Source organism: Massilia sp. METH4 (assembly GCF_037094685.1).
In the GTDB taxonomy this organism is placed as follows: domain Bacteria; phylum Pseudomonadota; class Gammaproteobacteria; order Burkholderiales; family Burkholderiaceae_D; genus Rugamonas.
The window spans coordinates 3,722,673-3,746,746 of sequence record NZ_CP146614.1; the positions used below are offsets into that span (position 1 = coordinate 3,722,673).

The 24,074-nt window shown below is 64.1% G+C and carries 17 protein-coding genes, 1 tRNA gene and 1 pseudogene; 10 read left to right on the forward strand and 9 right to left on the reverse strand.

The window, feature by feature from the left end; genetic code table 11:
• Positions 1-2: 2 nt before the first annotated feature.
• Complete coding sequence (locus V6Z91_RS16325; protein ID WP_338758663.1) at positions 3-344, forward strand: YciI family protein; 342 nt, start codon at positions 3-5, stop codon at positions 342-344.
• Positions 320-910 (forward strand): recombination mediator RecR, encoded by a 591-nt coding sequence (gene recR / locus V6Z91_RS16330; RefSeq protein WP_338758665.1) that lies wholly within the window; start codon positions 320-322, stop codon positions 908-910. Before V6Z91_RS16325 ends, recR begins: the two co-directional genes overlap by 25 nt.
• Before the next feature lie 129 nt (positions 911-1,039).
• Here the strand turns inward: recR and V6Z91_RS16335 are convergent, their stop codons facing one another.
• The 4 genes from V6Z91_RS16335 to V6Z91_RS16350 form a co-directional block, all read right to left on the reverse strand.
• Complete coding sequence (locus V6Z91_RS16335; protein WP_338758667.1) at positions 1,040-3,187, reverse strand: EAL domain-containing protein; 2,148 nt, start codon at positions 3,185-3,187, stop codon at positions 1,040-1,042.
• A 1-nt stretch (position 3,188) separates the two neighbouring features.
• Positions 3,189-6,158, reverse strand: coding sequence for a response regulator (locus V6Z91_RS16340; RefSeq protein WP_338758669.1), 2,970 nt, complete (start codon positions 6,156-6,158; stop codon positions 3,189-3,191).
• A 381-nt stretch (positions 6,159-6,539) separates the two neighbouring features.
• Positions 6,540-6,740, reverse strand: a complete 201-nt coding sequence (locus V6Z91_RS16345; RefSeq protein ID WP_112937846.1) for a YbdD/YjiX family protein — start codon at positions 6,738-6,740, stop codon at positions 6,540-6,542.
• A 24-nt stretch (positions 6,741-6,764) separates the two neighbouring features.
• Complete coding sequence (locus V6Z91_RS16350; RefSeq protein ID WP_338758672.1) at positions 6,765-8,822, reverse strand: carbon starvation CstA family protein; 2,058 nt, start codon at positions 8,820-8,822, stop codon at positions 6,765-6,767.
• A 171-nt stretch (positions 8,823-8,993) separates the two neighbouring features.
• On the opposite strand from V6Z91_RS16350, the gene V6Z91_RS16355 reads away from it, so the two are divergent.
• The 7 genes and pseudogenes from V6Z91_RS16355 to V6Z91_RS16385 all read left to right on the forward strand — a co-directional run.
• Positions 8,994-10,367, forward strand: coding sequence for a cache domain-containing protein (locus tag V6Z91_RS16355; protein WP_338758673.1), 1,374 nt, complete (start codon positions 8,994-8,996; stop codon positions 10,365-10,367).
• A complete protein-coding gene (locus V6Z91_RS16360; RefSeq protein WP_338758675.1) occupies positions 10,364-10,978 on the forward strand; it encodes a response regulator transcription factor in 615 nt (204 codons plus the stop codon). The genes V6Z91_RS16355 and V6Z91_RS16360 overlap by 4 nt, the downstream gene beginning before the upstream one ends.
• A gap of 295 nt (positions 10,979-11,273) precedes the next feature.
• Positions 11,274-12,425 carry an HDOD domain-containing protein gene (locus V6Z91_RS16365; protein ID WP_338758677.1) on the forward strand — a complete coding sequence of 384 codons (1,152 nt, stop codon included), beginning with the start codon at positions 11,274-11,276 and terminating at the stop codon, positions 12,423-12,425.
• Complete coding sequence (locus V6Z91_RS16370; RefSeq protein WP_338758678.1) at positions 12,425-14,488, forward strand: EAL domain-containing protein; 2,064 nt, start codon at positions 12,425-12,427, stop codon at positions 14,486-14,488. The genes V6Z91_RS16365 and V6Z91_RS16370 overlap by 1 nt, the downstream gene beginning before the upstream one ends.
• Positions 14,489-14,549: 61 nt before the next feature.
• Positions 14,550-14,639 (forward strand) — tRNA-Ser (locus V6Z91_RS16375).
• A gap of 661 nt (positions 14,640-15,300) precedes the next feature.
• Positions 15,301-15,945 carry a hypothetical protein gene (locus tag V6Z91_RS16380; RefSeq protein WP_338758680.1) on the forward strand — a complete coding sequence of 215 codons (645 nt, stop codon included), beginning with the start codon at positions 15,301-15,303 and terminating at the stop codon, positions 15,943-15,945.
• A gap of 360 nt (positions 15,946-16,305) precedes the next feature.
• Positions 16,306-16,602, forward strand: a pseudogene (locus V6Z91_RS16385) (transposase); the annotation flags it as partial.
• Positions 16,603-16,986: 384 nt separating this feature from the next.
• Here the strand turns inward: V6Z91_RS16385 and V6Z91_RS16390 are convergent.
• Both V6Z91_RS16390 and V6Z91_RS16395 read right to left on the reverse strand, forming a co-directional pair.
• Complete coding sequence (locus V6Z91_RS16390; protein ID WP_338758682.1) at positions 16,987-17,352, reverse strand: DUF1493 family protein; 366 nt, start codon at positions 17,350-17,352, stop codon at positions 16,987-16,989.
• 810 nt (positions 17,353-18,162) lie between these two features.
• Positions 18,163-18,798 (reverse strand): SAM-dependent methyltransferase, encoded by a 636-nt coding sequence (locus V6Z91_RS16395; protein ID WP_338758684.1) that lies wholly within the window; start codon positions 18,796-18,798, stop codon positions 18,163-18,165.
• Between the two features lie 249 nt (positions 18,799-19,047).
• Here V6Z91_RS16395 and V6Z91_RS16400 point away from each other — a divergent pair, with 249 nt between their 5' ends.
• A complete protein-coding gene (locus V6Z91_RS16400) occupies positions 19,048-19,467 on the forward strand; it encodes a hypothetical protein (RefSeq protein WP_338758686.1) in 420 nt (139 codons plus the stop codon).
• A gap of 152 nt (positions 19,468-19,619) precedes the next feature.
• Here the strand turns inward: V6Z91_RS16400 and modA are convergent, their stop codons facing one another.
• From modA to V6Z91_RS16415, 3 genes are all read right to left on the reverse strand, one after another.
• Complete coding sequence (gene modA / locus V6Z91_RS16405) at positions 19,620-20,426, reverse strand: molybdate ABC transporter substrate-binding protein (protein ID WP_338758688.1); 807 nt, start codon at positions 20,424-20,426, stop codon at positions 19,620-19,622.
• A gap of 69 nt (positions 20,427-20,495) precedes the next feature.
• Positions 20,496-21,413, reverse strand: a complete 918-nt coding sequence (locus V6Z91_RS16410; RefSeq protein WP_338758690.1) for an S-adenosyl-l-methionine hydroxide adenosyltransferase family protein — start codon at positions 21,411-21,413, stop codon at positions 20,496-20,498.
• Between the two features lie 11 nt (positions 21,414-21,424).
• A complete protein-coding gene (locus V6Z91_RS16415) occupies positions 21,425-23,860 on the reverse strand; it encodes a TonB-dependent receptor (protein ID WP_338758692.1) in 2,436 nt (811 codons plus the stop codon).
• Between the last annotated feature and the right edge of the window lie 214 nt (positions 23,861-24,074).

A 24,074-nucleotide genomic window follows, 5' to 3' on the forward strand; every position in this document is an offset into this window, starting at 1 on the left:
CCATGTTCATCGTCACGCTGAAGTACGAAAAGCCGAACGAGGAGATCGACCAGCTTCTCGCGGCGCATCGCGCATTCCTGCGCGAGCAGTATGCGAACGGCATGTTCGTGCTGTCGGGCCGCATGGTGCCGCGCACCGGCGGCATCATCATCGCCAACGCCGACAGCCGCGCCGACGTGGAAGCGGTGATCGAGCTCGATCCGTTCAAGCAGGCGGGTGCCGCCCAGTTATACGATCGTCGAATTCGTGCCCACGATGGCTGCCGACGGCCTGGAAACCTACCTGCCCGACCACCAGGCCTGAGGAGGCGCACCGGTACATGGCCAAGTCGCTGGAATTCCTGACCGAGGCACTGCGCCGCCTGCCCGGAGTCGGGCCGAAATCGGCGCAGCGGATGGCATTCCACCTGCTGCAGCACGACCGCGAAGGCGCGGCGATGCTGTCGCGCGCGCTGTACCAGGCCGTGGAATCGGTACACCACTGCGCGCTGTGCAATACCTTCACCGAGGCGGATGTGTGCGATATGTGCGCCGACGAGGCGCGCGACCGCCGCCTGCTGTGCGTCGTCGAAACGCCGGCCGACCAGGTGATGATCGAACAGACCCTGACCTACAAGGGGCTGTATTTCGTGCTGATGGGCCGCCTGTCGCCGCTGGACGGCATCGGCCCGAAGGACATCCATCTCGAAAAGCTGCTGGCCCGCGCCGCCGACGGTGTCGTCACCGAAGTGGTGCTGGCCACGAACTTCACGAACGAGGGCGAGGCCACCGCGCACTACATCAGCGAGATGCTGAAGGCGAGGGGGCTGCAGGTGAGCCGGCTCGCGCGCGGCGTGCCGGTCGGCGGGGAACTCGAATACGTGGATGCGGGGACCATCGCGCGGGCGATGCTGGATCGGCGGAGTACCTGACTTGGGTGGGGAAGACCGGTGACAGGCACCGGGTTGGGGCTTCGGTGGGGAAAACCGGTGTCGGACACTATTTCCGCTGTGCGGAAATAGTGTCCGACACCAAGTAGTTCCCAGGCGGCGCGGCGGAGCTCAGCGCACGGCGGGCACTACGCCCCCCAGCAACATCTCCGTGATGGCCTCCTGTGTCGACGGCCGTCCCAGCAGATAACCCTGCGCCATGTCGCAGCCATACTGCTCCAGCAGGATCAGTTGCTCGTCGGTTTCCACGCCCTCGGCCACCACCGACAGCTTCAGCCCATGCGCCATCGCGATGATCGCGCGCGTGATCGCGGCGTTCTCGGAATCCTGCGGCAGGCCGCTGATGAAGCTCTTGTCGATCTTCAGCGCACGCACGTCGAAGCGCTTGAGGTAATTCATCGACGAATAGCCGGTGCCGAAATCGTCGATCGACAGGTAGACGCCGATGGCACGCAACTGCTCCAGCGTGGCCAGCGTGGCCATCGCGTCATCCATCAGCGTCCCTTCCGTCAACTCCAGTTCGAGCATGCGCGGGTCCAGGCCCGTATCGTTCAATACCGACAGCACCGTCTGCGCCAGGCTCTCGTCCTTGAATTGCCGGGCCGAGAGATTCACGGCCACGCGCACCGCGCGCCCGGCCTGCTGGTGCCACACGCGCCCCTGGTTGCACGCGGTGCGCAGTACCCAGGCGCCGATGGGCACGATCAGGCCGGTCTCCTCGGCCAGCGGTATGAATTCGTTCGGCGCAATGATGCCGTGTTCCGGGTGGCGCCAGCGGACCAGCGCTTCCACGCCGACCAGGCGCGCGCTGCGCACGTCGATCTGTGGCTGGTACTGCAGGTACAGCTCGTTGTTCTGCAGGGCGCGGCGCAGGCCGACCTCCAGCTTCACGTGGCTCATGATCTTCGTCGTCAGCGCCGAGCAGTACAGCTTGGCGTTGTTCTTGCCGCAGTTCTTCGCGTGGTACATGGCCGTGTCGGCATACTTGAGCAGCGAGGTGGAGTCGTCGCCATCCTCCGGGTACAGCGAAATGCCGATGCTGGCGGTGACGAAGATCTCGTGGCCGTCCAGGTGGAACGGGCGGCGCATCGCTTCCTTCACGCGGTGGGCGACGTTCAGCGCGTCGTCCACGCGTTCCAGGTCCGGGATCAGGATCGTGAATTCGTCGCCCCCCAGCCGGGCAAGATTGCCGCGCCGTTCAGGCGTGCCCTGCGGCGGCTGGTCGGCCGTGCCCTGGTGCGCCACCATGTCGCCGGGCCGTATCGTTTCGTGCAGCCGTTCCGATACCACCTTCAGCAGCAGGTCGCCCACGTCGTGGCCCAGCGTGTCGTTGATGCGCTTGAACGAATCGAGGTCCATGAACAGGATCGCGAACTTGCGGCCGTGCTGGCGCGAGCGCACCAGCTCCCGTTCCAGCATTTCCAGGAACGCCTGCCGGTTCGGAATGCCGGTCAGGCTGTCGCAGTAGGCCAGGCGGCGGATCTGTTCCTCGGTGCGCTTGCGTTCGCTGATGTCGCGCACCAGGCCTAGCACTTCACCGGCGCCGGTGCTGACGAGGCGGGCCTCGAAGTGATGAACCGTGTCGTCCCGTTCCAGCGCGTAGTCGACCGAGCGCACCGCGTGGGTATCGAGCACCACTTTCAACTGGTCCATGAGCCGGTCGGCGATCGCCCGCGGCAGCACGTCGCGCACGTGGCGGCCCACGCACTGCTGCGCGGTGAACGCCGCGCCCGGGTCGTGGCCCTGCTCGTAATCGAGATAGAAGCCCTCGGGGCTCATGCGGAAGAACGTATCCGGGATCGCCGCCAGCACGGCGCGGTTGTGCGCGTCGGCGATGCGCAGGCGGGCGATCGCGTTGCTGGCGCGCAGCACGTACAGGACCCTGTGGCCGAGGATCGGCCAGTTGATCGGCTTCGACACGAAGTCGGTGGCGCCGGCCTCGTAAGCCCGCGTGACCGCTTCCAGGTCGTCGCCACCGGTCACCATCACGATCGGCACCGTGGACGCATGGCCGCGCTGCTGCTCGCGCGCGCGGATCGCCTGGCAGACCGCGAAGCCGTCCATGCGCGGCATATCCACGTCGAGCAGCACGAGGTCCGGGGCCAGCCGGTCGTAGCAGGCCACGGCCTGTTCGCCATCCTCGGCCTCGATCGCATCGAGGCCGACCTGGGCCAGCATTTCCAGCATCAGGAGGCGCATGACGCGATCGTCGTCCGCCACCAGCACGGTACCGCGTTGAGGAGTGAGGGGCGCTGCCATTTCAGGTCTCCTTGGCGAACATGGAAGAGAGCGTATCGCGCACGGCCGAGAATTCCCGCTCCATCGTGGCAAGCAGGTCGGCGGCGCCGCTGGTGGTATCGTTGCGGCCCAGCTGTTCCATGTCCTTGCTCAGCTGGGCCAGCGTGTCGGCGCCCACATTGGCGCTCGAGGATTTGAGACTGTGGGCCAGCTTGCGCAGCGAGCCGGCGTTGCTGGCCGCGATCGCCTCACGCAGCGAGGCGAGGTGCCGGGGCGTGTCGTCGATGAACGCATGCAGCACGCGCTGCAGCAGCAGCTCGCCCTTGTCGGCATTGAGCGCGCGGATCGCGTCGAGCGCGTGGCGGTTGATCGAGCCGTCGAAGTCCCTGGCCGCCGGCGGCGCGGCGGGGGAGGTGGGGGCGGGCGATGCTGCCACGGGTTGCACCCGCTTGGCGTCCCCATGATGCACCAGGGCCGCGCGCGGCAGCGATATCCAGCGCGCCAGCGTTTCGGCCAGCATCGACTGCGTGAATGGTTTCGACAGGTAGTCGTCCATGCCGGCCGCCAGGCAGCGCTCGCGGTCCCCCTGCAGGGCATTGGCCGTGATCGCCACGACCGGCAGCTGGCGCGTGCGGCCCTGCTGCTGCTCGTGGCGGCGGATCTCGGCGGTGGCCGCCATGCCGTCCATCACCGGCATCTGGCAATCCATCAGCACCAGGTCGAAGTCGATCGCCTTCACGGCCACCAGCGCCTCCTCGCCGTTGCAGGCGCGGTGAACGTCGAGCCCCATGCCTTCGAGCATCGCGCTGGCCACCTCCACGTTGACGGGATTGTCCTCGGCCAGCAGTATCTTGTGGCGACGCCGCGCGGCAGGGCGCGGCGGCGGCGATGCCACCAACGCCCCGAGAGCCGACTGCATCGACAGCACCGCTTGCGCCGCCTGCGCGGGTTCCGCATAGCGCGGAGGGCGCGTGGCCGGCACCAGCTCGGCCAGCAGGTCGCGCGGGGGTGCCGATGCCGCGCGCACGCCTTCGCTGGCGCGCAGCGGCGTCACGATGCAGTCATACAGGTCGCTCTCCCGCGCCGGCTTGATCAGCTGGAAGGCCACGCCGGCCTCGCGCCGCTGCACGGTGTCGGCCGCGTTACGCTCGGTCGACAGCAACAGCAGGCGCACATCGGCAAGCTCCGGGTCGGCCTTGATTTCGGCGGCCAGCATGAGGCCGCCGATCTGCGGCAGGTCCATGTCCAGCAGCGCCACGTCGTATGGCTGGCCGCAGGCGACGGCGGCGCGCAGCACGCGGATGCCTTCTTCCGCGCTGCCCGCGGTGTCGCATTTCATGTGCCAGCGCGCCAGCAAGCCTTCCAGCGCGCCGCGCGAATCGGGGTTGGCGTCCACCACGAGGGCGCGCAAGCCTCTCGTGGTCTTCTGGTTGAAGGAAGCATCGTCCACGTCCACGCGGCGCTTGTCGAAGCGCACCGTGAACCAGAAAATCGAACCGCGGATGAGGGCATTCTCGACGCCGATCGTGCCACCCATCAATTCCACCAGCTGTTTGGAGATGGCAAGGCCCAGGCCCGTGCCGCCGTGCTTGCGGGTGGTCGAGCCGTCCGCCTGCGAGAACGAATCGAAGATGCGCGTGCGCGCTTCGCGCGAGACGCCCACGCCGGTATCGTGCACCTCCACGCGCAAGCCCACCGACTGGGTATCCTCGCTGGTGACGGCGATGCGCACCATGATGCGGCCCGAGTCGGTAAACTTGATGGCATTGCCCAGCAGGTTCACGATCACCTGGCGCAGGCGGTTCGGATCGCCGATCACGGCCACCGGAATATCGTGCGCGATGGCGAATTCAAGCTCCAGACCCTTGGCGTTTGCCTGTGGCGAGAATACGTAGTCGATATCGTCGAGCAGTTCGCGGAAGTTGAAGTGGATGTATTCGACCGTCAGCTTGCCCGCCTCGACTTTCGAGAAGTCGAGGATGTCGTTGATGATCACCAGCAGGTGTTCGCCGGAGCGCTTGACCATATTCGTGTAATGGCGCTGCTGCTCGGTCAGATCGGTGGCCATCAGCAGCTCCGTCATGCCCAGCACGCCGTTCATCGGCGTGCGGATCTCGTGGCTCATCGTGGCCAGGAAGGCGCTCTTCGCCTGGCTGGCCGCTTCGGCGGCATTCTTCGCCTTTTCCAGCTGCTCGGTGCGCACGCCGACCTGGCGCTCCAATTGGTCGCGGTATTGGGCCAGCTTGGTGTCGCGGTGTTCGATCTGGGCGAGCATGTCGTTGAAGCTGTCGATCAGCGTGCCCAGCTCGTCGCTGCGCTGGTGCGGTACCTGCGCGTACGTCTGGCTCGATATCACGCGCTGTGCCGCGGCGATCAGTTCCGCGCTCGGCTGCGCGATCGCTCCCCTGAAGCGTCCGGCCAGCAGCAGCGCGACGACGAAGGAGATACCGGTGGCCAGCGCCGTGATGGCCAGGCTCTTCAGGATGCCAAGCCACATGCGCGCGGCACCGGCCTCGATCATCACGACGCCGATCAGGTGCCCGGCCGTGTGCACCGGGCGCACCACCCGCAACGGGCGGGTCAACGGCGCGGCAAGTCCCGCCCCGAACGGCGGCGATGCCGCCTGCGACGATACCGCCCGCATTTGCGCCAGGACGTCCGGCGCCAGCTCCGGCACGGCGCCGCCCGCCGGGAAGGTGGCGAACGGCTTGCCGTTCCGGTCGTACAGGACCGCCTGGGTGATCTCGTCCTGCACCACGAGCGCCGCAAGCGCCTGCTCGGCCGTCGCGCGGTCCACGAACAACAGGGGGGCCACGCTGTTGACGCCCATGACGTCCGCCAGCGTCGTTAACTGCCGTGCCTGGTTTTCCGTGTGGCTGAACACACAGGTCAGGGCGAAAGCGGCAAAGACCAGCAACAGCGCGCTGCCGGTGGACAGCACGGAGATGAGGGTCAGTTTCCTGCTCAGGCCCGAACGTTCAAAGTTAAACATATCGGCCGCCGATCAAGGATTCCATCCGGAAAACTTTATCTGTTCAAAAAGGCGACACCTTGATCTTTATCTAAATTTCCTCCTGTTAATTTTGCCAACGAATCATGCTCATCCACGGCCGGAATACGATGAACGCAGCGCGAGATCGAAAACGGTGACAGGTACCGGTATTCAGGAAATGTTGCTGGAAACCCGGTGACAGGCACCGGAATTTGGGAAATGTTTCAAGCACACCGGTGCCTGTCACCGGGGGTGCAGGAACGCCGGTGCCTGTCACCGGGGTTGCAATACCCACGGAGCCACGTGCTGGGTGTCAACAAGGCAAACGGCCCGGCGCTTGCGCGGCCGGGCCGTTACATCGTCACGGGAAGGGGTGCCGCGTCAGCAGCAGCCGCCCCGCTTGCCGGCGCCGCCGTAGCGGGCCTCCTGGCGCTCCTTGAAGAACTCCTCGTAGCTCATGATCGGCTGGTCCGGGTGGTTGGCCTCGCAGTGCGCCACATAGGTGTCGTACTCCGGCAGGCCCACCATCAGCCGCATGCTCTGGCCGAGGTAGCGACCAGCCTTGACGATTTCGTCGAACATGGCGTCCCCTGATTCGATTGACGATTACTGGGCCGGCATCATCTGCGCCGGCGTTTCGCGGTGGCTCGGGTGTGCGGCAGCGTTGGCGCGCAGCGCCATGCGCACGCCGAACACCAGCACCGACAGTACCACCACCATGAAGAAGGCAGCCAGGCCCGCATCCAGGTAATCGTTGAAGATCACCTGGCGCATCTGCTCGATCGACTTGGCCGGGGCCAGCACCTCGCCGCGCGCCAGCGCGTCGGAATACTTGTCGGCGTGCGCCAGGAAGCCGATCTTCGGATTCGGATCGAACACTTTCTGCCAGCCCGCGTACAGCGTGCAGATCAGCAGCCAGATGGTCGGCACGATCGTCACCCACGCATAGCGGGCGCGCTTCATCTTGAACAGCACCACGGTGGCGAGGATCAGCGCGATACCGGCCAGCATCTGGTTGGCGATGCCGAACAGTGGCCACAGCGTGTTGATGCCGCCCAGCGGGTCGACCACGCCCTGGTACAGGAAGTAGCCCCAGGCGGCCACGCACAGGCCGGTGGCCAGCAGGCTGGCGAACAGGTTGTCGGTCTGCTTCATGGCCGGGGCGAAGGCGCCCAGCAGGTCCTGCAGCATGAAGCGGCCGGCGCGCGTGCCTGCGTCCACCGCGGTCAGGATGAACAGGGCCTCGAACAGGATCGCGAAGTGGTACCAGAACGCCATCATGGCCTGGCCGCCGATCACGTTGGACAGGATGTGGGCCATGCCCACCGCCAGCGTCGGCGCGCCGCCGGCGCGCGAGATGATGGTGTGCTCGCCCACGTCCTTGGCCATCTGCGTGAGCATGTCCGGCGTCACGTAGAAGCCCCATTGCGAGATCGCGGCGGCGGCCGATTCGGGCGTGGTGCCGATCAGCGCGGCCGGGCTGTTCATGGCGAAGTAGATGCCCGGCTCGATGGTGGAGGCGGCGATCAGCGCCATGATGGCGACGAACGATTCCATCAGCATGGCGCCGTAGCCGATGAAGCGGGCATGCGTTTCATTTTCGATCATCTTCGGCGTGGTGCCGGAAGAGATCAGCGCGTGGAAGCCGGAGACCGCGCCGCACGCGATGGTGATGAACAGGAACGGGAACAGGTTGCCGGACCAGACCGGGCCGGTGCCGTCGATGAACTTCGTCAGCGCCGGCATCTGCAGCGTGGGCGCCACGATGATGATGCCCAGCGCCAGCGCCACGATGGTGCCGATCTTCAGGAAGGTGGACAGGTAGTCGCGCGGTGCCAGCAGCAGCCACACCGGCAGCACGGAAGCGACGAAGCCATAGCCGATCAGCATCCAGGTCAGCTCGGTGCCGGTGAACATGAACATCGCGCCCAGCGACTCGTGCTCCTGCACGTACTGGCCGCCGATGATGGCCAGCATCAGCAGCACGAAGCCGATGATCGACACCTCGCCCACGCGGCCGACGCGGATGAAGCGCGAGTACAGGCCCATGAAGATGGCGATCGGGATCGTGGCCATCACGGTGAACGTGCCCCACGGCGAGCCGGTGAGCGCCTTCACGACGATCAGCGCCAGCACGGCCAGGATGATCACCATGATCATGAAGGTGCCCAGGAGGGCGATATTGCCGGGGATCGGGCCCAGCTCGGACTTGATCAGGTCACCCAGCGAACGGCCGTCGCGGCGCATGGACAGGAACAGCACCATGAAGTCCTGCACCGCGCCGGCGAACACTACGCCGGCCAGGATCCACAGCATGCCCGGCAGGTAGCCCATTTGCGCGGCCAGCACGGGGCCGACCAGCGGGCCGGCGCCGGCGATGGCGGCGAAGTGGTGCCCGAACAACACGTTCTTGTTGGTGGGCACGTAATCGAGGCCGTCGTTGTGCTTGTAGGCCGGCGTCATGCGGCGCGCGTCGAGCTGCATCACGTCGCGGGCGATGTACAGGCTGTAGAAGCGGTAGGCGATCAGGTAGACGCAGACGGCGGCGATGACGATCCAGATCGCGCTGATCGGCTCGCCGCGCTTCAGCGCGACCACGCCCAATGCGCTCGCGCCGGCCAGCGATAGCGCTGCCCAGCCGAGTTTTTTCATTACGGGGTTCATGTATCCTCCAATTGGTTTGCCGCATTGCCGTGGATGCCCCACGGGCAGCCCATTGCAGCTTATATATTAAGTATTCACGAGCTGTATATCTCCCACAAGCGCACTTCTACGCAGATGCGCTGCGTAGTATTACGTAGAAAGGCGCACAGGTGCGCAACGTACAATCGCGGGATGAAACTCCGGCTGAAAGTCATCTTCCTCGCGATCACGCCGCTGATCCTCGCCCTGTGCGCGATCGCGCTGGCGGTATGGCACCAGTCCGCGCTGCTGGCCACGCAGCAGAAGGCGGCGATCGAAGAAGCCTACCTGGCCAGCAAGGAGGCGGAGTTGAAGCACTACGTGACGCTGGCCTCGCATTCGATCGCGCACCTGTACGACTCCGGCCGCCGCGATGTCGCCACGCTGGCGGAGGCCAAGCGCATCCTCGCCTCGCTCTCGTTCGGCGACGATGGCTACTTCTTCGTCTACGACATGCGCGGCAACAGCCTGATGCACCCGCGCCAGCCGGAACTCGTGGGCCGCAATCTCTACGAGATGCGCGACAGCGCCGGCAACCCCACGCTGCAGCGCCTTCTGGCACGGGCCCGTGCGGGCGGCGGGCTGGAACGCTACCAGTGGGTCAAGCCCTCCACCCGGCAGGAAGTGGCGAAGCTGGGCTACGTGGTGCCGATGGAGCGGTGGGGCTGGATGATGGGCACCGGTATCTACCTGGACGACGTGGAACGCGCGCTGGCGAAGATCGACGCGCAGCAGCGCGGCAATATACAGAAGACGATGCTGTGGATCGCGGCGATCGCGATCCTGTCCGCCCTGGCCGTGGGCTTCTCCGGCCTGGCGCTCAATATCAGCGAGTCGCGCGTGGCCGACGCCAAGCTGAAGGCGCTGGCCCAGCGCGTGGTGGAGTCGCAGGAAGAGGAGCGGGCGCGCCTGTCGCGCGACCTGCACGACGGCATCAGCCAGTGGCTCGTGTCGATCAAGCTGCAGATCGAAGCCGGCATCGAGCGGCTGTCCGGCCAGCCTTCGCAACAGGAGGAACAGAAAATGCGGGCGCTGGCCGTGTTCGAACACACGGCCGGTCAGCTGAACAAGGTACTGGGCGAGGTGCGCCGCATCTCGCACAATCTGCGCCCGGCGGTGCTGGACGATATCGGCCTGGCCCCGGCACTGGCCCACCTGGCCGAGGAATTCCAGCACAACAGCGGCATGCCGGTGCAGTTCGCGGCCGAAGGCAGCACGGAGCGCCTGCCCGAGGTGGCGAACACGGTGCTGTTCCGCATTGCCCAGGAGGCGCTGACGAATATCGAGCGCCATGCGCACGCCGGGCGCATCGCGATCACGCTCGCGGGCGGCGCCGACGGCGTCACGCTCGCCATCGCCGACGACGGCGTGGGTTTCGATGCTGCCGGCATCGCCCAGCACCCCAAGCGCGGCATCGGCCTGCGCAATATGATGGAACGGATGGAGGCAATCGGCGGCCGCCTGGAACTGGATTCCTCGCCGGGCGGCACCACGGTACGGGCGCACGTGAACAAGGATGTGACATGACGATCAGGATTCTGCTGGTGGACGACCACCCGCTCGTGCGCGATGGCTTGCGCGCACGGCTCGAGGCCGTGCCGGGTTTCGACGTGGTGGCGGAGGCGGGCAGCGCCGCCGAGGCGCTGGAGGCGGCTCGCGCGCACGCGCCCGGCCTGGTGCTCATGGACATCAATATGCGCGGCACGAACGGGATAGAAGCCACGGCCGCGTTCCGCGTGCAATTCCCGGACATCGCGGTGCTGATCCTCTCGATGCATGACAAGCAGGAATACGTGGCGCAGGCGATGGGCGCCGGCGCGCGCGGCTATGTGCTGAAGGATGCGCCGGGCAAGGATATCGTGGTGGCGATCGAAACCGTGATGTCCGGCGGGATCTACTACAGCGCGGCGCTGGCCCGGCAACTGGTGCAGCCTTCTTCCCAGGACGAGCTGACCGCCCGCGAGCAGGAGGTGCTGCGGCACATCGCCAACGGCGAGTCGAACAAGCAGATCGCCCGGGAACTCGACCTGTCGGTGCGCACCGTGGAAACGCACCGCCTGAACATCAAGCGCAAGCTGGGTATCGAAGGGCAGGCGGAGCTGATCAAGTTCGCGGTGCAGCACGCGCGCGAGCTCTGACGACGCGCCGGCTCGTCGAGTGGAGCCCGGCCGGATCGGGAATGCTCGGCAATGATCCATGTTTTTTGGTAAACAAAGTAAACGCTTTTCTGTTGTTCAGGAAGAACAACTGACGATGCATCCGGGCACTCTCCGTTGTGCAAGCCCGTCTCACAGGCGTTTTCTGATATATTCCCACGTGCATCTTTTGCTTTTTTGAAATATTCGGTTAGCAATGATCGGTGTGATGCCCTAGTCAACAGGGTGAATTCCGTTATCCTGCAATACCATTTGCGCAAACCGCACCGAGAATACGATGTCCGAACCCGACCTGTTCCCCGTGCTGGGACTGGAAGCCGTAGCCGATTACCGCCATCAGTGGGCCGCGCTCGCCGTTCGTCCGCATCCCACGGTAGCGGCCGACGCCGTCCTGGCGCTCCTCGCCCAGCCGGCGCCGCAAGCCGCGCTGGCGCCGCTCGAGTGCATCGTGCCGGTCGCCGATCCGCTCGCGCTCGACCCCGAACAAACCGCGCTGCTGCCTGCCGCCCGCTTCGTGCTGCAGGTGGCGGCCGCCACGCTGCAGGACGCCGAAGTGCGCAAGCGCTGCTACGCGTTGGCGGACCAGGGTTTCCGGCTGCTGGTCGAAGGAGAAGCGGGGCTGCATGCGTCACAATCGGGCGCGCGCGGCATTGCGCATGGCGCGAAGGGCATGCCATCCATGCTGTCGCTGTTGAGCCTGCCAGGTCCGCACTGGGCGCACGACGTGGAAGACATGGCGCGCTTCACCGCCTGCCGCGATGCCGGCATGCACTGGTTCAGCGGCCCCTACGCACGCCGCCGCACGGCCGAGGCGGACAACGGCACCTCGCGCAAGCGCCTGCTGTCGCTCCTGGGCCTGCTCGCACAGGACGCCGATTCGCGCGAACTCGAAACGGTGCTCAAACAGGACCCGGCGCTGTCGTACCACTTGCTCAAGCTCGTCAACTCGGCCGCCTTCGGCTTCAGCAACCCGATCCACAACTTCGGCCAGGCGATCAATCTGCTGGGCCGGCGCCAGTTGCAGCGCTGGCTGCAGTTGCTTCTGTACGCCCGCCCGCAGCAGGATGGCTTGCCGAACCCACTGCTGCCGGAAGCGGCGCGCCGCGCCGCTCAGATGGAAGCGCTGTGCAAGCTGCAGGGCGGCGATCGCGACCGGCAGGACCTGGCATTCGTGGCCGGCGTGTTCGCGCTGCTCGACGAGCTGCTGGCGATGCCGATGGCGGAGATCGTGGCGGCCCTGACGCTGGACCCCGACGTGGTGAGTGCACTGCTGGACCGCACGGGCCCGTTCGGTGCCTTGCTAGCGCTGGTGGAGCAACCAGTGCCCGACCCGGCCGCCATCGCCGCGCTCGGGCTGACGCGCGAACAGTTCTGGGACAGCCAATTGCAGGGCTGGCACTGGGCGATCCAGGTGAGCAGGACTATTTGATGCCGTTAAGTTCACCCCCGGCACCTGCGGTCACGGATATCCTGGGCAGCGGCGCGGCGCTGTGCGAAGCCGTGCTGCGCCTGCGCGGCCCGGCGCTGGCCGCCGAACTCGGCCGCATCGCCGCCGAGGTGACGGGCAGTCCGTGGGGCCGCTACGTGCCGGCCGACGCCAGCCCCGCGAGCGCCGCGCCACCCGAAGCGCTGGTGCAGGAAGTGGCGTATGAAGGCACTTCCTTCGGCCGCTTCGAAGTGGCCGGCGGCATCCCTGGTCCGGCCGACCGCCGCAACCTGGAAAGCCTGGCCCGCCTCGCGGCCGGCGTGCTGCACGTGCATACGCTGGCGCAGCGTTCCACCCATGCCTATGCGCAGGTGGAAGCGATGCTGCAGCACCAGACCCAGATCCTCGACCAGGTGCATGAATCGGTCGTCACGATGGACCAGCACGGCTTCATCACGAGCTGGAACAAGGGCGCCGAGCGCCTGTTCGGCTACACGCCGGTGGAAGCGATCGGCCGCAACATCCTGTTCCTGTACGACGACGAAGATCCCTCGTTCCACGACCCGTTCCTGGAGCAGGGCGGCCGCCTGATGGAGGTGCGGCGCAAGAAGAAGTCCGGCGAAGTGTTCTGGGCCAGCCTGTCGCTCTCGCCGCTGTTCGATGCCAATGAAAAATCGGCCGGCCTGATCGCCTACCTCACCGACATCACGGAGCGCAAGCAGGCCGAGGAACGCATCCACCACCTGGCCTACTACGACGCGCTGACCGGCCTGCCGAATCGCACGCTGCTGACCAAGCTGGTGGACCAGGCGCTGTGCGCGGCCCAGCGCAACAAGTCGCACGGGTGCGTGCTGTTCATCGACCTGAACCGCTTCAAGCTGATCAACGACACGCTGGGCCGGCACGCCGGCGACCAGCTGTTGCGCGAGGTGGCGCAACGCTTCCGCATGGCGCTGCGCGAACAGGACGTGGTGGCGCGGCTGAACGGCGACGAATTCGCGGTGGGCCTGTTCGACATCTCGCAGCATTACGAAGCAGGCATGGTGGCCCAGAAGCTGATGGCCGCGCTGTCGCAACCGTTCTCCATCGACGGGCATGACCTGCGCGTGGGCGCGGCGATCGGCATCAGCGTCTACCCGCAGGACGGGCTGGACGCCGAAACGCTGCTGCGCCAGGCCGATATCGCCATGTACCGCGCCAAGCAGGGCGCCGAGGTCGATGGCGTGGCCTTCTACAGCAAGGACATGAACCAGGGCATGCACGAGCGCATGCGCATCGAATCCGGCCTGCGCGAGGCGCTCGGCACCGGCCAGCTCCTGCTGCACTATCAGCCCAAGTTCTCGATCCACGACGGCAGCATCGTCGGCGCCGAAGCGCTGGTGCGCTGGCAACACCCCGAGCGCGGCATGGTGCCGCCGGGCGACTTCATCCCGCTGGCCGAAGCCACGGGCCTCGTGGTGCAGGTGGGCGAATGGGTGCTCGAAGCGGTGTGCGCGCAAGCGCAGGCCTGGAAGCGCGCCGGCATGGCGCCGATCCGGCTCGCGGTGAACGTCTCCGCCCGCGAATTCACCTCCGCGCTGCCGCTGCGCGTGCAGGACACGCTGCGGCGCTACGAGCTGGAACCCGAATGGCTGGAGCTGGAAATCACCGAGAGCACGCTGATGCACAACATCGACCGCGTGATCGCCATCATGGACCGCATCTCGGCCCTGGGCGTAACGCTCTCGCTGGACGACTTCGGCACGGGCTACTCGAGCCTCTCGTACCTGAAGCGCTTCCCGATCGACACCCTGAAGATCGACCGCTCGTTCACTACCGGCATCCCGGCGGACGACAACGATTGCGCGATCGCCAGCTCGATCATCAGCATCGCCAAGCAGCTGGAGCTGGGCGTGATCGCCGAAGGCGTGGAAACCTTCGAGCAACTGGCCTTCCTGCGGCGCTCGGGCTGCAACGAGGTGCAGGGCTACCTGTACTCCCGGCCACTGCCGCCCGCCGAGTTCCTGCACCGCCTGGTCGAGAAGCGCTGGGGCGTTTCGGCAGCGCGCTCTGGCGGTGGGGAATGATTTCTGTATAATGCGGGGCACTCTTCGGGCGCGCCGGCTTGTGGCGAGCTTGAACGACAAAGGAAGCGTGGCCGAGTGGTTGAAGGCAGCAGTCTTGAAAACTGCCGACGGGTGAAACCGTTCGTGAGTTCGAATCTCACCGCTTCCGCCAAGAAAATGAAGAACCGCCGCAAGGCGGTTTTTTCGTTTTCGGTGGGGCGGAGCGGGGAGAGCGCCTGCGCGCTCTCCGTGTGAGATTCGAAGGGCGCACGCCTGCAGACGCAGCCCTATCCGAATCGCCCATTTGTCGTTGGAGCGGATTTCCGCGCAGCGGAAATCTGTACCAACGGCCTTGCGCGCCGAGGGCGCGCTCGTTTCCCCGTTCAATGCGCAGGCTGCCGCCGGCTTGCCGGCAGCAGCTCCGCCGCTTCAAGCGATGCGGCGGAGCCTGCTAAGCGCTCATCACAATGAGCTGTTTCCAAGCAGCGGGGCGCTGACAATAAATAGTGTCGATTGCCAACGCCAGATACTCGCCACGGTGGGTCCAGCCACATATCGTGAGCGAATATCGGTTTCACTATCGGCAACAGCTCAGTTCTTAGTGGCGCTTCCGTGGAATCGCCACGAATTTCACAGACACTCGACAGCCGCTGGTGGAAGTCCAGCCAGTCCTGTAGCACAAAGAGGCTCCCACCGAAAGGTTCCGGTTTTTGTTTTTTAACAATAATTGCGAAAAATGCAAAACTGCCCTACAGTGACAAAGGTGGCCAATCTGTCATCGAAGCAATTGGGCTACCCGGTCGCAGCCGTTCTGCGCTAAACGGGGAGAAGTCATGCATTATTTTGTCAAGTCAGCGCTGGGCGCCGCGGTGGCCCTTTCACTGTCGACCTCTGCAATGGCAGAAGTCAGAACTTCAGCATTCGCCAGCCTTTCTGATATCAAGTTCAGTGTCCAAGATCTGACGCCGTCAGATGGCCGCGTCCCAGGTTTCGTGTTTGGCGAAAGGCTGACGCTTTACTCCGTTTTCAACGACGCGAATGAGCATAACGACATAGTGCTGGAGCCGACATCGCCAACACCGGTTAATTTTTTGCTGGATTATGCTCCCGGGGCCTCGGCGCTGCAAAGCGATGGGAAACTTGGTAGCTATACGTCGTCAGTTACCGCCAACACCGGAAACGGCCGATGGGACACGTTCTACAATTTATCCTCCGGCGGCTGGGACTCTCAAAAAATTGTTCTGAAAGCGCAAAGTGTTCTAACCGTATCAGGCTTGGCTAGTGGCTCAGTCAGCCGATTTGTACCTTCGACCACAGCTGATAGGTACACCGAAAATGAGATGCTACATTCAACCGTGAGCGTGAACTTGACGTACGGATCAGGCAGCGGCCCAGGGCAATCTTTTTACCAATCCTTGGCGCTTGGCGAGTTCGAGACTCACGAGGCTTTCAACAATGAGTTTTCGCTGTTGCTGTGAACAGCAGTAATCAAGATATGGAGCTGACTCTGCAACTGTCGGCTGGGTCGCGCTACTACGCAGTCGAAAAAGTGGGCGCCGTCCCGGAGCCGAGCACTTGGCTGATGATGTCGATTGGTGCAATCGCGCTTGCTGGTACCGTGCGCAGGAAAGCCCGGTTGTCGCAGGCCTGACCTTGCAGTAGCTTTTCGTAAAAGCCCGCGCTTTACAACGCGGGCGTTTTGCGTTTGGTGGAGGATTCGTTTCCGTTGACGTAGCCGAACGCACTCGCGCCCGCCTAGGCCCGCTCCGAAAGGCAGCGGGCTTTTTGTCAGGTCAGCAGCGCAGGCTCCGATAGTGTCCCCAGGAGTGGTGTATGAGCTCGCTGCCAGGATAGACGACGCCGAACACGAGGTGCTAACCGTCATGACTTTCCCAAAAGACATTGACCCAGATCCACAGCACCAATCCGCTTGAACAACTGAACGCTGAGGTCAAAACGCAGAACCGACGTCATCGGCATTTTCCCTAACGAGGCCGCCATCGTCCAACTGGTCGGCGCTATGATGCTTGAACAGATCGACGAGTGGTCCTTGTACCGCTGCGATATGCAGCTTGAAGGACTATTGTCCTTTTAGCGACAAACAGCATGCACGGCTCTCTGCAATGATTAACTGATCGGGGACCCAGTCCCCTGAGGATCACATCATCGTGCACTACTCCTTAGGGCCCCCTCGATTGCATCTTCATCCCACGTTTGGCGAGCTCGAATATGCAAATAGTGGTATCGGCCATTGTTAATCGATATGGTTGCGTTAATGTCTTCGCAAACCCATCAATACCTTAAAATCACAATGGCCACCCCCAAGCAGGGTTCAGGTGCGGCAACTCTGGCGAAGTCTTGTACGCTGCACCCGGACCACCGCTTATTGAAAATAACGGGAATGCCGCAGCCAAGAATCGTGGCTTCAATAGTAGAGCGAGGATTGTCCGGGGTGTCAGTATCTGCGTAGGCTGAAAAAGAGGGGTGTAAGGCCCGTGCGCCCTCTCTTAAATCAACAGCTAATTGGCGGAAATCATAAACCTTCCATCTTCTGCAGCCCTGATTAGATCAATCACTTCCAATCTTTGAAACTTTGATCGCCGACGCGAGGTAAAAATTTTTGCGAACATCACCTGGAAAATTTCAACAAGCGTTCCAGGTCTTTCGGGACCAAAATATCTATCAAACTCAAAACCGTCCAAGCTAACGTTAAAGCGGTCGGAAAAACAGTCTACAAAATCCGCCGCGTCGTCTCCATTGACGCCTATGTCATGAAAAAGGCTCGTTGATAAGTTGACGCACTTGAGCGGGCAGCGTAATTCATCTGCTACGAAACGTATCATGAGCTGTTCGAGCTCAGGATTACTTTGCCGGACACGCGTCATTCTCGATACACTCCTTGATGCATCTTGCATATTAATAAGCATCAGCGCAAAGCAAGCCCAAGCCTATATATAGCACCCAACGACCGATAAATCGGCCTTTAACAGCTTTTTTAGACAACGGCTCGTCAAAAGTTGGAGCCCAGAGGCTCTTAACGAATTTCTCTTTTTCCCATCGTTGGTGCAAGATATTCTTTCAAAAAATACTGCACTTTGGCAAGGGCTAATGGAAGGAAGGCTCAGGCAGCCCTCATGCCCCCGGCATGAGTTTGCAAGATCGTGATGTAAATTAGTTAGGAGATTTTATTCGAAGAAATAATTTTTGAACAATCTTTTTCTTTCTATGTAACCAATAAGCAACATGTGCACACGGATGTGGCCATGGAGACGGCGTGCACAGAGGTGCGCTGGACTGGCGTACTTTTCTTATCGTTGGGGGCAAGGTGTCGTGAACGCGCTGCCGGCGTACACGGCGCGCCCGGAACAGCCAGGCTGAACGTTATCGGGCTTAGAGCTCGGCAGTGCTATGTGCTGACGCGTATGCGAAAAACTGTTTTGCGCACCTCATCGCTTCGGTGTGCCGACACCAGGGTGCGCGGACTCGATCACACGAACCTGCGGGGTGCGAATTCGCCCGGCGTTATCGACATTTTGCAAAAGCAGATCGATGAATGTCTTATTGCTGTCATGACCAAGCTGTCGGCGCCCACTTGCCATGTCCCTATCACACCGATGTATTGGAGGCCGATGAATTGTCGATCCTTTGCCAGGCTGCGGCGCCTTGCCATGGCAGCAATAGCGCTCCCGCCGCACTCACTTCGGATAAACGAACCCCGTCCGTATATCCATCGGCACCACCCGCCCACCATCTTTCACCATCAACCGCTGCGGCGGCTCTTCCCCCGCCAGCGCCCGCCAGAAAACCGGCAAGCCTTCCCCCTTGCGCACCAGCTCGTCAGACCGCTCGAACACATTCGCGCACCCGGTCGCTGCAATCAGCGCCTGCACGATCGTCACCTTCCACAGCTCGACGCCAGCCGCATTGAACTGGCAAACCAGATACCCGGCAGCACCGCCATAGCTGTGCACCAGCAGCCCCGGCAAGCCATCGCGGTCACCATCGACCAGCAGGAACAGCGCCTGCGGGTCGGCAGCCCGCCACGCGTCGCCCCGCGCAGCGACGGCCGCCTGCACCCGCCGCTTCATCATGGCGTGGTCCACCGGCTCATCCTCGCGCAGGGTCCACACGCGGGCAACGATCTGCGATTTGGCGTTGTACGCGGCGCGGGCGAGGAAGCGGCGTGACGAGGATTGCACGATCGCCGTGGTGCCGAGCTTGTTGCGTTCCTGAGGCTTTCCGTCGACCTTTTCGACGGCGGAGGCATAGATCAGCGGGTCGCCGGCCAGCAAGCCTTTTTCCTTACCCTGTTTGATGGTGATGATGAGCATGAGCGCCTTTCAGATGGGGGACGGGATGATACAGCAAGTTTCCCATCGACCCGCATGTAGCGGGCGCGCATCACGCCGGATACCGGATTGCACGCATGGTGCCCGTCAGCGACGCGGCAAGCTGCGAAAGCTTCCGCAATGCTGGCAAGATGCGTATGCTTGGCCGATAGGGAGGACCGGTGACAGGCTCCGGTTTTCAACACCGGTGACAGGCACCGCTTTTCTGGAAGTAATTCCTGGGAGGGTCTAATGGGCGAATGGCTGGGTACATGGTGGCCATGGGTCGTGCAGGGGGCAGGACTCCTGCTGCTCGCGTACTTCGGGCTGCAGCACCGCGCGGCATCGCGTTCTTCCGCTACCGCTAGCCCGGTCGACCGCGAGCCGCAAGCAGATAGAGACGATCCGTTCGCCCGAGGCGGATATTCCAGCGCGCCGGCAGGAGCCGTTCCGGCGCCTGCGGCACGCCAGCCGCCACTGGAACCACCAGTGGGGCGCGGCAAGGCCGCCGCGAAGTTCGACTGGCAGCCCTTGATGTCCGTGCTCGTGACGATCGCCATCCTCGCCTCGGCCCTTTACGTGATTCTCTCGAACCAGCAATTCCCGGATGCCCACCAGAAGTGGGCGTTCGGCGCCATCGGGACGATCGTTGGCTACTGGCTCAAGAAATAGGGGGCGTGACCGCCAGCATCGAGCGCCCGCTGCCTTGTGGATCTCCACTTCCAATCCACGCCCGACCCAAGCCCATATTGCCGGTGAACTTCGCTGGCTGGCCGTCAAGCGCCGCGATCAAGGCAAGGCGCGCCGGCCGACCAAGCGCCGTGTCACCGCACATCCACGCTGCCTAGCGGAGGCTTCATGAAACCCTTCGGTACCAGGATCGCCTGCGCCTCGGCGGACTTGAGGAATTGTATGAACCGATAGGCCAAGGCGTTCTTCGCTCCATGCATCGTCACGACTGCCGCGTGACCGGGAAACTCGTCCTTGTATGCGCTTTCCGGAATGAGGGCATACTTGCCGACGCCCTTCATGGGCGCGGCGAGCACGGTCTCGTACGACAGGATCGCCACCTGCGCCTTGCCCGCCTGGACCGCCTTGACCGCAGCCTGCATGCTTGGGCTGTCGGTGCGCGCCGAATCGAATTTTTCCAGCACGCCGGCGCTGTGCAGGACTGTCAGCGTCGGCAGCAGGTAAGCGCTGCCCGCGTCGACCGTGGCCACCCTCTTCACGGCAGGATCGGCCAGCAGGCGCAGGCCTTTCGTCACGTCGAAACGCGGGTCGGCCGCCCACAACACGAGCCGGCCGGTGGCATACATCGTCCAGCTGTCGTACACCATCTTCCCGTCTGCCAGCATCTGGCCCTGAAGGGCCATCTGGGACGACATGTAGACGTCGATCGGCTCGCCCGACTCGATCTTCGCGTACAGGTCGTCGCTCGGTGCGGTCACGAAGCGCAGGCGGCTGCCTTTTTCGCGGGCGAGGAATGCGGACGACAGCGCGCCGGTGCATTCCACGAGCTCGGACGGAGCGCCGACGACCAGTTCAGCGCCATGTGCCGGGGCAGTGCCCGATGCCGCAGCAACCAATGCCGCAGCGACCAATCCTGCTCGCAGTGAAGTCAGCAAATTCATGTCGGTCGAGTCGTTGCCGCCGAAGCGGGCGAGGGTAACACATCCCTCGGGCGCCGGTTCATGGCGCCGTCACTTGCCCGCGGCTTTAGTCACCTCCACTTCCCAATCCACCCCCGACCCGATCTTGTACTGGCCCGCGAAGTTCCCCTGGCTGATCGCCACGGCCACCTCCAGCAGGCTGTTCAGATAAACCAGCGGCTTGCCCTTCGCCACGCCGCCAAACGTATGCTCGAACGGCGCGACCACTTCGGCCACCTTACGGCCCTTGTGCAGGAAGCGCACGCGCACCTTGTCGTGCACGCCAATCTGCAGTTCCTCGAACAGCGCCTTCGGGATATTGGTCCACACGTTCCCGTATTTAACGTCCAGCACGGGGACGATGCCCTTGATGACGCCACCTTCCCGAACCGCCTTCTGGTAGGGGATCCTGACCACGGAAGCACTCGGCAGCACGGGCCCGACCTGTTCGAACGTGATGGCGCCGGAAGCGAGCCGCGCGCCCACGTAGGCATACACGTCGCGCCCGTGGAAGGTATAGGACTCCGCGGAGCCCGCAAGCCGGTTCACCTTCTCGTCGATCTCGCGCAGTTCCGCCACGCCGTCGCGCTCCGCGATCAGCGTGAACAGCCCGTTATCCGGCCCGACGAAATATCGGCCGGCGGCAGTTTTCAAGACTACTGACTTGCGTGAGGTACCAACTCCCGGATCGACCACGTTCACGAACACGGTTCCCACGGGCCAGTAGTTGGCCGTCTGGTACAGCCGGTAAGCGCCCAGCCAGATGTCGTAGTCGGGGATATCGTGCGTGAGGTCCGATACGTACAGGCCGCGGTCGACGCCGTAAGCCACGCCGCGCATGGCGGAGACGGCACCGTCGGAGGTGCCGAAGTCGGTCATCAGCACCAGCGCGTTCCTGTCGAACGCGCAGGCGGAAGAGGCCAGCAGCACGCCGGCGCAAAACACAGAAAACAGTTTGGTTAATTTCATGCAAGGCTCGCTCAGAAGGTATGGCGCAGGCGGGCATAGTAGTAAGCCCCGTTCAGCCCGACCGGATTGATGAAGTTATAGGGTAGCGCGCCGCCATAAGTCGCGTTGTTGGTTTCGCGTACGCGATCCGGGTAGCGGTCGAACAGGTTGTCCGCACCCACGGCGAGCGTCAGGCGCGGCGTGAAGCGGTACTGGGCTTCCACGTCGACGGTCCACACCGCGCCGAAGCGCTGCGCATGCACGCCATCGATCATCTCCGCTTCCTCGTCGTACGAGAAATCCTTCAACGGGCCGAAACGCGTGGCGCGCGCCTGGGCGCTCCAGCGCTCGCCTTGCCAGTCGGCGCCCAGCACCAGCTTGGAGCGGGGCGATGCATTGCGAATCCGGAACAGGTTGTTGTCAGTGAGCAGCGTGAGCGACGGATCGATCCGCGCCAGTGCGGCGGAGCCTTGCCGCACCTCGTCGATGCGTGTCTTGTTCAGGTTCAGCGCGGCGTTCAAATCCAGCTTGCCGCCGGCGAAGGGCAGGTCGTGGTTGAACACCACGTCGAGGCCCTTCGTCGTGGTGTCGAGCAGGTTGGCCAGGTAGGCAACGGACTGGATGTCGCCGCGGCCGATGCCTGCCAGGTAAGCGGTGGCGGCATCGCTTTGCAGGTCGCTGCTGCGCGTGATGCGGTCGCGCAGCCGGATACGGTAGGCGTCCACTGTCACGCTGGTATTGCGCTGCGGGCGCCACGCGGCACCGAGGGACAGGTTGGTCGATTTTTCAGGTTGCAGTTCCTGCGCGCCAAACGCGCGCGCCAGGGTGTCGCTGGCCGGCAGCAGGGCGGCCGTCTGTAGCGCGGTGCCGTCGCTGTTGAAGTTCAGCGTGGCGAAGCGAAAGCCCGTCTGCACCAGTGCCGGCGCGCGGAAGCTGTTCGACAGCGAACCCCGCAGCAGGAACGTGTCGGTGAACTTGTAGCGCGCGGACAGTTTGCCCGTGCGTGCGCCGCCGAAATCGCTGTAGTCGGCATAGCGCGCTGCAGCGCCCAGCAGCAGGCGCGGCGTGATGTCGCTCTCGATGTCCGCATACACGGAGCGCACGGAGCGGCTGCCGTCGAACGCGTCCTGCGGGCGCAGGCCGGGGCCGGCCTGGGCGCCCGGCGGCGCGGCCGAGAAGGGGCCGGCCGCGTACGAGGCGGGGTCGCCCGGCGAGCTCCGGTACTTCTCGTGCATGTACTCGGCGCCCAGCGCCAGGTTGACCGGCATGCCCAGGTCCAGCTCGCGCGTGAGGTCGGCGTTGAGGGCGTCCTGGTCGAAGTCGAACGTGGCCAGGTGGAAGCTGGTCGGGCTGGCCGTGCCCAGCGAGGCGTTGACGGAGCGCTCCAGCCCATAGCGGAACTTGTTGCCGCCATGGCGCGCGCTCACATCCCAGTTCCAGCCGGCGGCGGCCAGGCGCAGGCCGGCCACCACGCTCACATCCGTCATGTCGCCTTTCGTCGTGGGCCGGTAGCCGTTCGGGTAGATCTCCGGCACGTTCGCGGGATCACCCGGATAACGGAAGTAGGCGCTGCCATCGGACTTGCGACGATTGATCGTAGCGAAGGAGTACGCGTCGATGCCAGGCGCGACCGGCAGCAGGGTGTTGTAGAACGCGTAGTTGTTGCGCTGTTCCGAGTCGCCGGACTTGAAGACCACCTGGCCGTCGAGCGCCAGGTCGGCTGGCGTGGCGTTCCACGACGTCCAGCCCGCGTCGCTGCGGCCGGCCCGGTTGGTGGGGTTGCGGTCGCGGTGTTCGGCACCGAATCGGAAGTAGCCGGCATCGCCGACCGGGAAGCCGTAGTCGGCGCTGATGGTCGTGGTGTGCCCGTCGGTCTTGGTGGTGTCGGTGGGTTCGAAGTCGGTGTGATGCGCGCCGTAGCTGATGCTTGCCGAACCGCCGCTGCGCGCCCGCTTCAGCACGATATTGATCACGCCCGCCACCGCATCGCTGCCGTACTGCGCACCGGCGCCGTCGCGAAGAATCTCGATGTGGTCGATGGCGCCGGGCGGGATGGCGTTCACGTCCACCGGCACGATGCCGGCAAAGCTGCTCTCGGTATCGAGCACGGCGCTGGCGTGGCGGCGCTTGCCGTTGATGAGCACCAGCACCTGGTCGGGCGCCAGGCCGCGCAGCTGGATGCCGCGCACGGAATCGGCGGCGCCGCTCGATTCGATGCGGGGAAAGTTGATGGATGGAGCCAGGTCCTGCAGGGCGGCACCCAAGTCGCCGCTGGACAGGGCGTTCTCGACCTCGCGCGCGCCGAAGCGGTCGATCGGCACCGCGCTGTCGAACACGGTGCGGTTGCGCGCCCGCGAGCCGACGATGGTGACCTGGTCGAGGGCCGCCGCGACGGTTCCGGCTTCGGGCGGTCCCGCTGCCGCGCCACCATCCTGCGCCCTTGCGGCCGGCAGGGCCGCAAGGAGCATGGCGCAGGCAAGGGCGCCTGGTCGCAGTTTCGGTAAGGCAGAACGTCGCATCGCATTCCTCGCTTCGTGAGAGTGGAAGGCGATCTTACCGGTGCGAGGTTGCCAAACAAACAACCAATTGCACATATGCTTATGCCTGACTGATGCCACCGGTGGCATTCGCACATTTGCAAGAGCCGGTCGCATCCGCCGTCAATCGGTCAGCACTGCTCTC

What these genes read in the sequence shown, in the direction of transcription:
- V6Z91_RS16345 (WP_112937846.1), bottom strand. Translation starts at nt 6,740, where the DNA reads ATGTTCGACGAAATCGTCAAGGCTGGTCGCTACCTCGGCCAGAGCATG.
- V6Z91_RS16370 (WP_338758678.1), top strand. Translation starts at nt 12,425, where the DNA reads ATGCCGTTAAGTTCACCCCCGGCACCTGCGGTCACGGATATCCTGGGC.
- V6Z91_RS16335 (WP_338758667.1), bottom strand. Translation starts at nt 3,187, where the DNA reads ATGGCAGCGCCCCTCACTCCTCAACGCGGTACCGTGCTGGTGGCGGAC.
- V6Z91_RS16410 (WP_338758690.1), bottom strand. Translation starts at nt 21,413, where the DNA reads ATGAAATTAACCAAACTGTTTTCTGTGTTTTGCGCCGGCGTGCTGCTG.
- V6Z91_RS16325 (WP_338758663.1), top strand. Translation starts at nt 3, where the DNA reads ATGTTCATCGTCACGCTGAAGTACGAAAAGCCGAACGAGGAGATCGAC.
- V6Z91_RS16390 (WP_338758682.1), bottom strand. Translation starts at nt 17,352, where the DNA reads ATGACGCGTGTCCGGCAAAGTAATCCTGAGCTCGAACAGCTCATGATA.
- V6Z91_RS16355 (WP_338758673.1), top strand. Translation starts at nt 8,994, where the DNA reads ATGAAACTCCGGCTGAAAGTCATCTTCCTCGCGATCACGCCGCTGATC.
- V6Z91_RS16365 (WP_338758677.1), top strand. Translation starts at nt 11,274, where the DNA reads ATGTCCGAACCCGACCTGTTCCCCGTGCTGGGACTGGAAGCCGTAGCC.
- recR (WP_338758665.1), top strand. Translation starts at nt 320, where the DNA reads ATGGCCAAGTCGCTGGAATTCCTGACCGAGGCACTGCGCCGCCTGCCC.
- V6Z91_RS16350 (WP_338758672.1), bottom strand. Translation starts at nt 8,822, where the DNA reads ATGAACCCCGTAATGAAAAAACTCGGCTGGGCAGCGCTATCGCTGGCC.
- V6Z91_RS16400 (WP_338758686.1), top strand. Translation starts at nt 19,048, where the DNA reads ATGGGCGAATGGCTGGGTACATGGTGGCCATGGGTCGTGCAGGGGGCA.
- V6Z91_RS16395 (WP_338758684.1), bottom strand. Translation starts at nt 18,798, where the DNA reads ATGCTCATCATCACCATCAAACAGGGTAAGGAAAAAGGCTTGCTGGCC.
- V6Z91_RS16380 (WP_338758680.1), top strand. Translation starts at nt 15,301, where the DNA reads ATGCATTATTTTGTCAAGTCAGCGCTGGGCGCCGCGGTGGCCCTTTCA.
- V6Z91_RS16340 (WP_338758669.1), bottom strand. Translation starts at nt 6,158, where the DNA reads ATGTTTAACTTTGAACGTTCGGGCCTGAGCAGGAAACTGACCCTCATC.
- V6Z91_RS16415 (WP_338758692.1), bottom strand. Translation starts at nt 23,860, where the DNA reads ATGCTCCTTGCGGCCCTGCCGGCCGCAAGGGCGCAGGATGGTGGCGCG.
- V6Z91_RS16360 (WP_338758675.1), top strand. Translation starts at nt 10,364, where the DNA reads ATGACGATCAGGATTCTGCTGGTGGACGACCACCCGCTCGTGCGCGAT.
- modA (WP_338758688.1), bottom strand. Translation starts at nt 20,426, where the DNA reads ATGAATTTGCTGACTTCACTGCGAGCAGGATTGGTCGCTGCGGCATTG.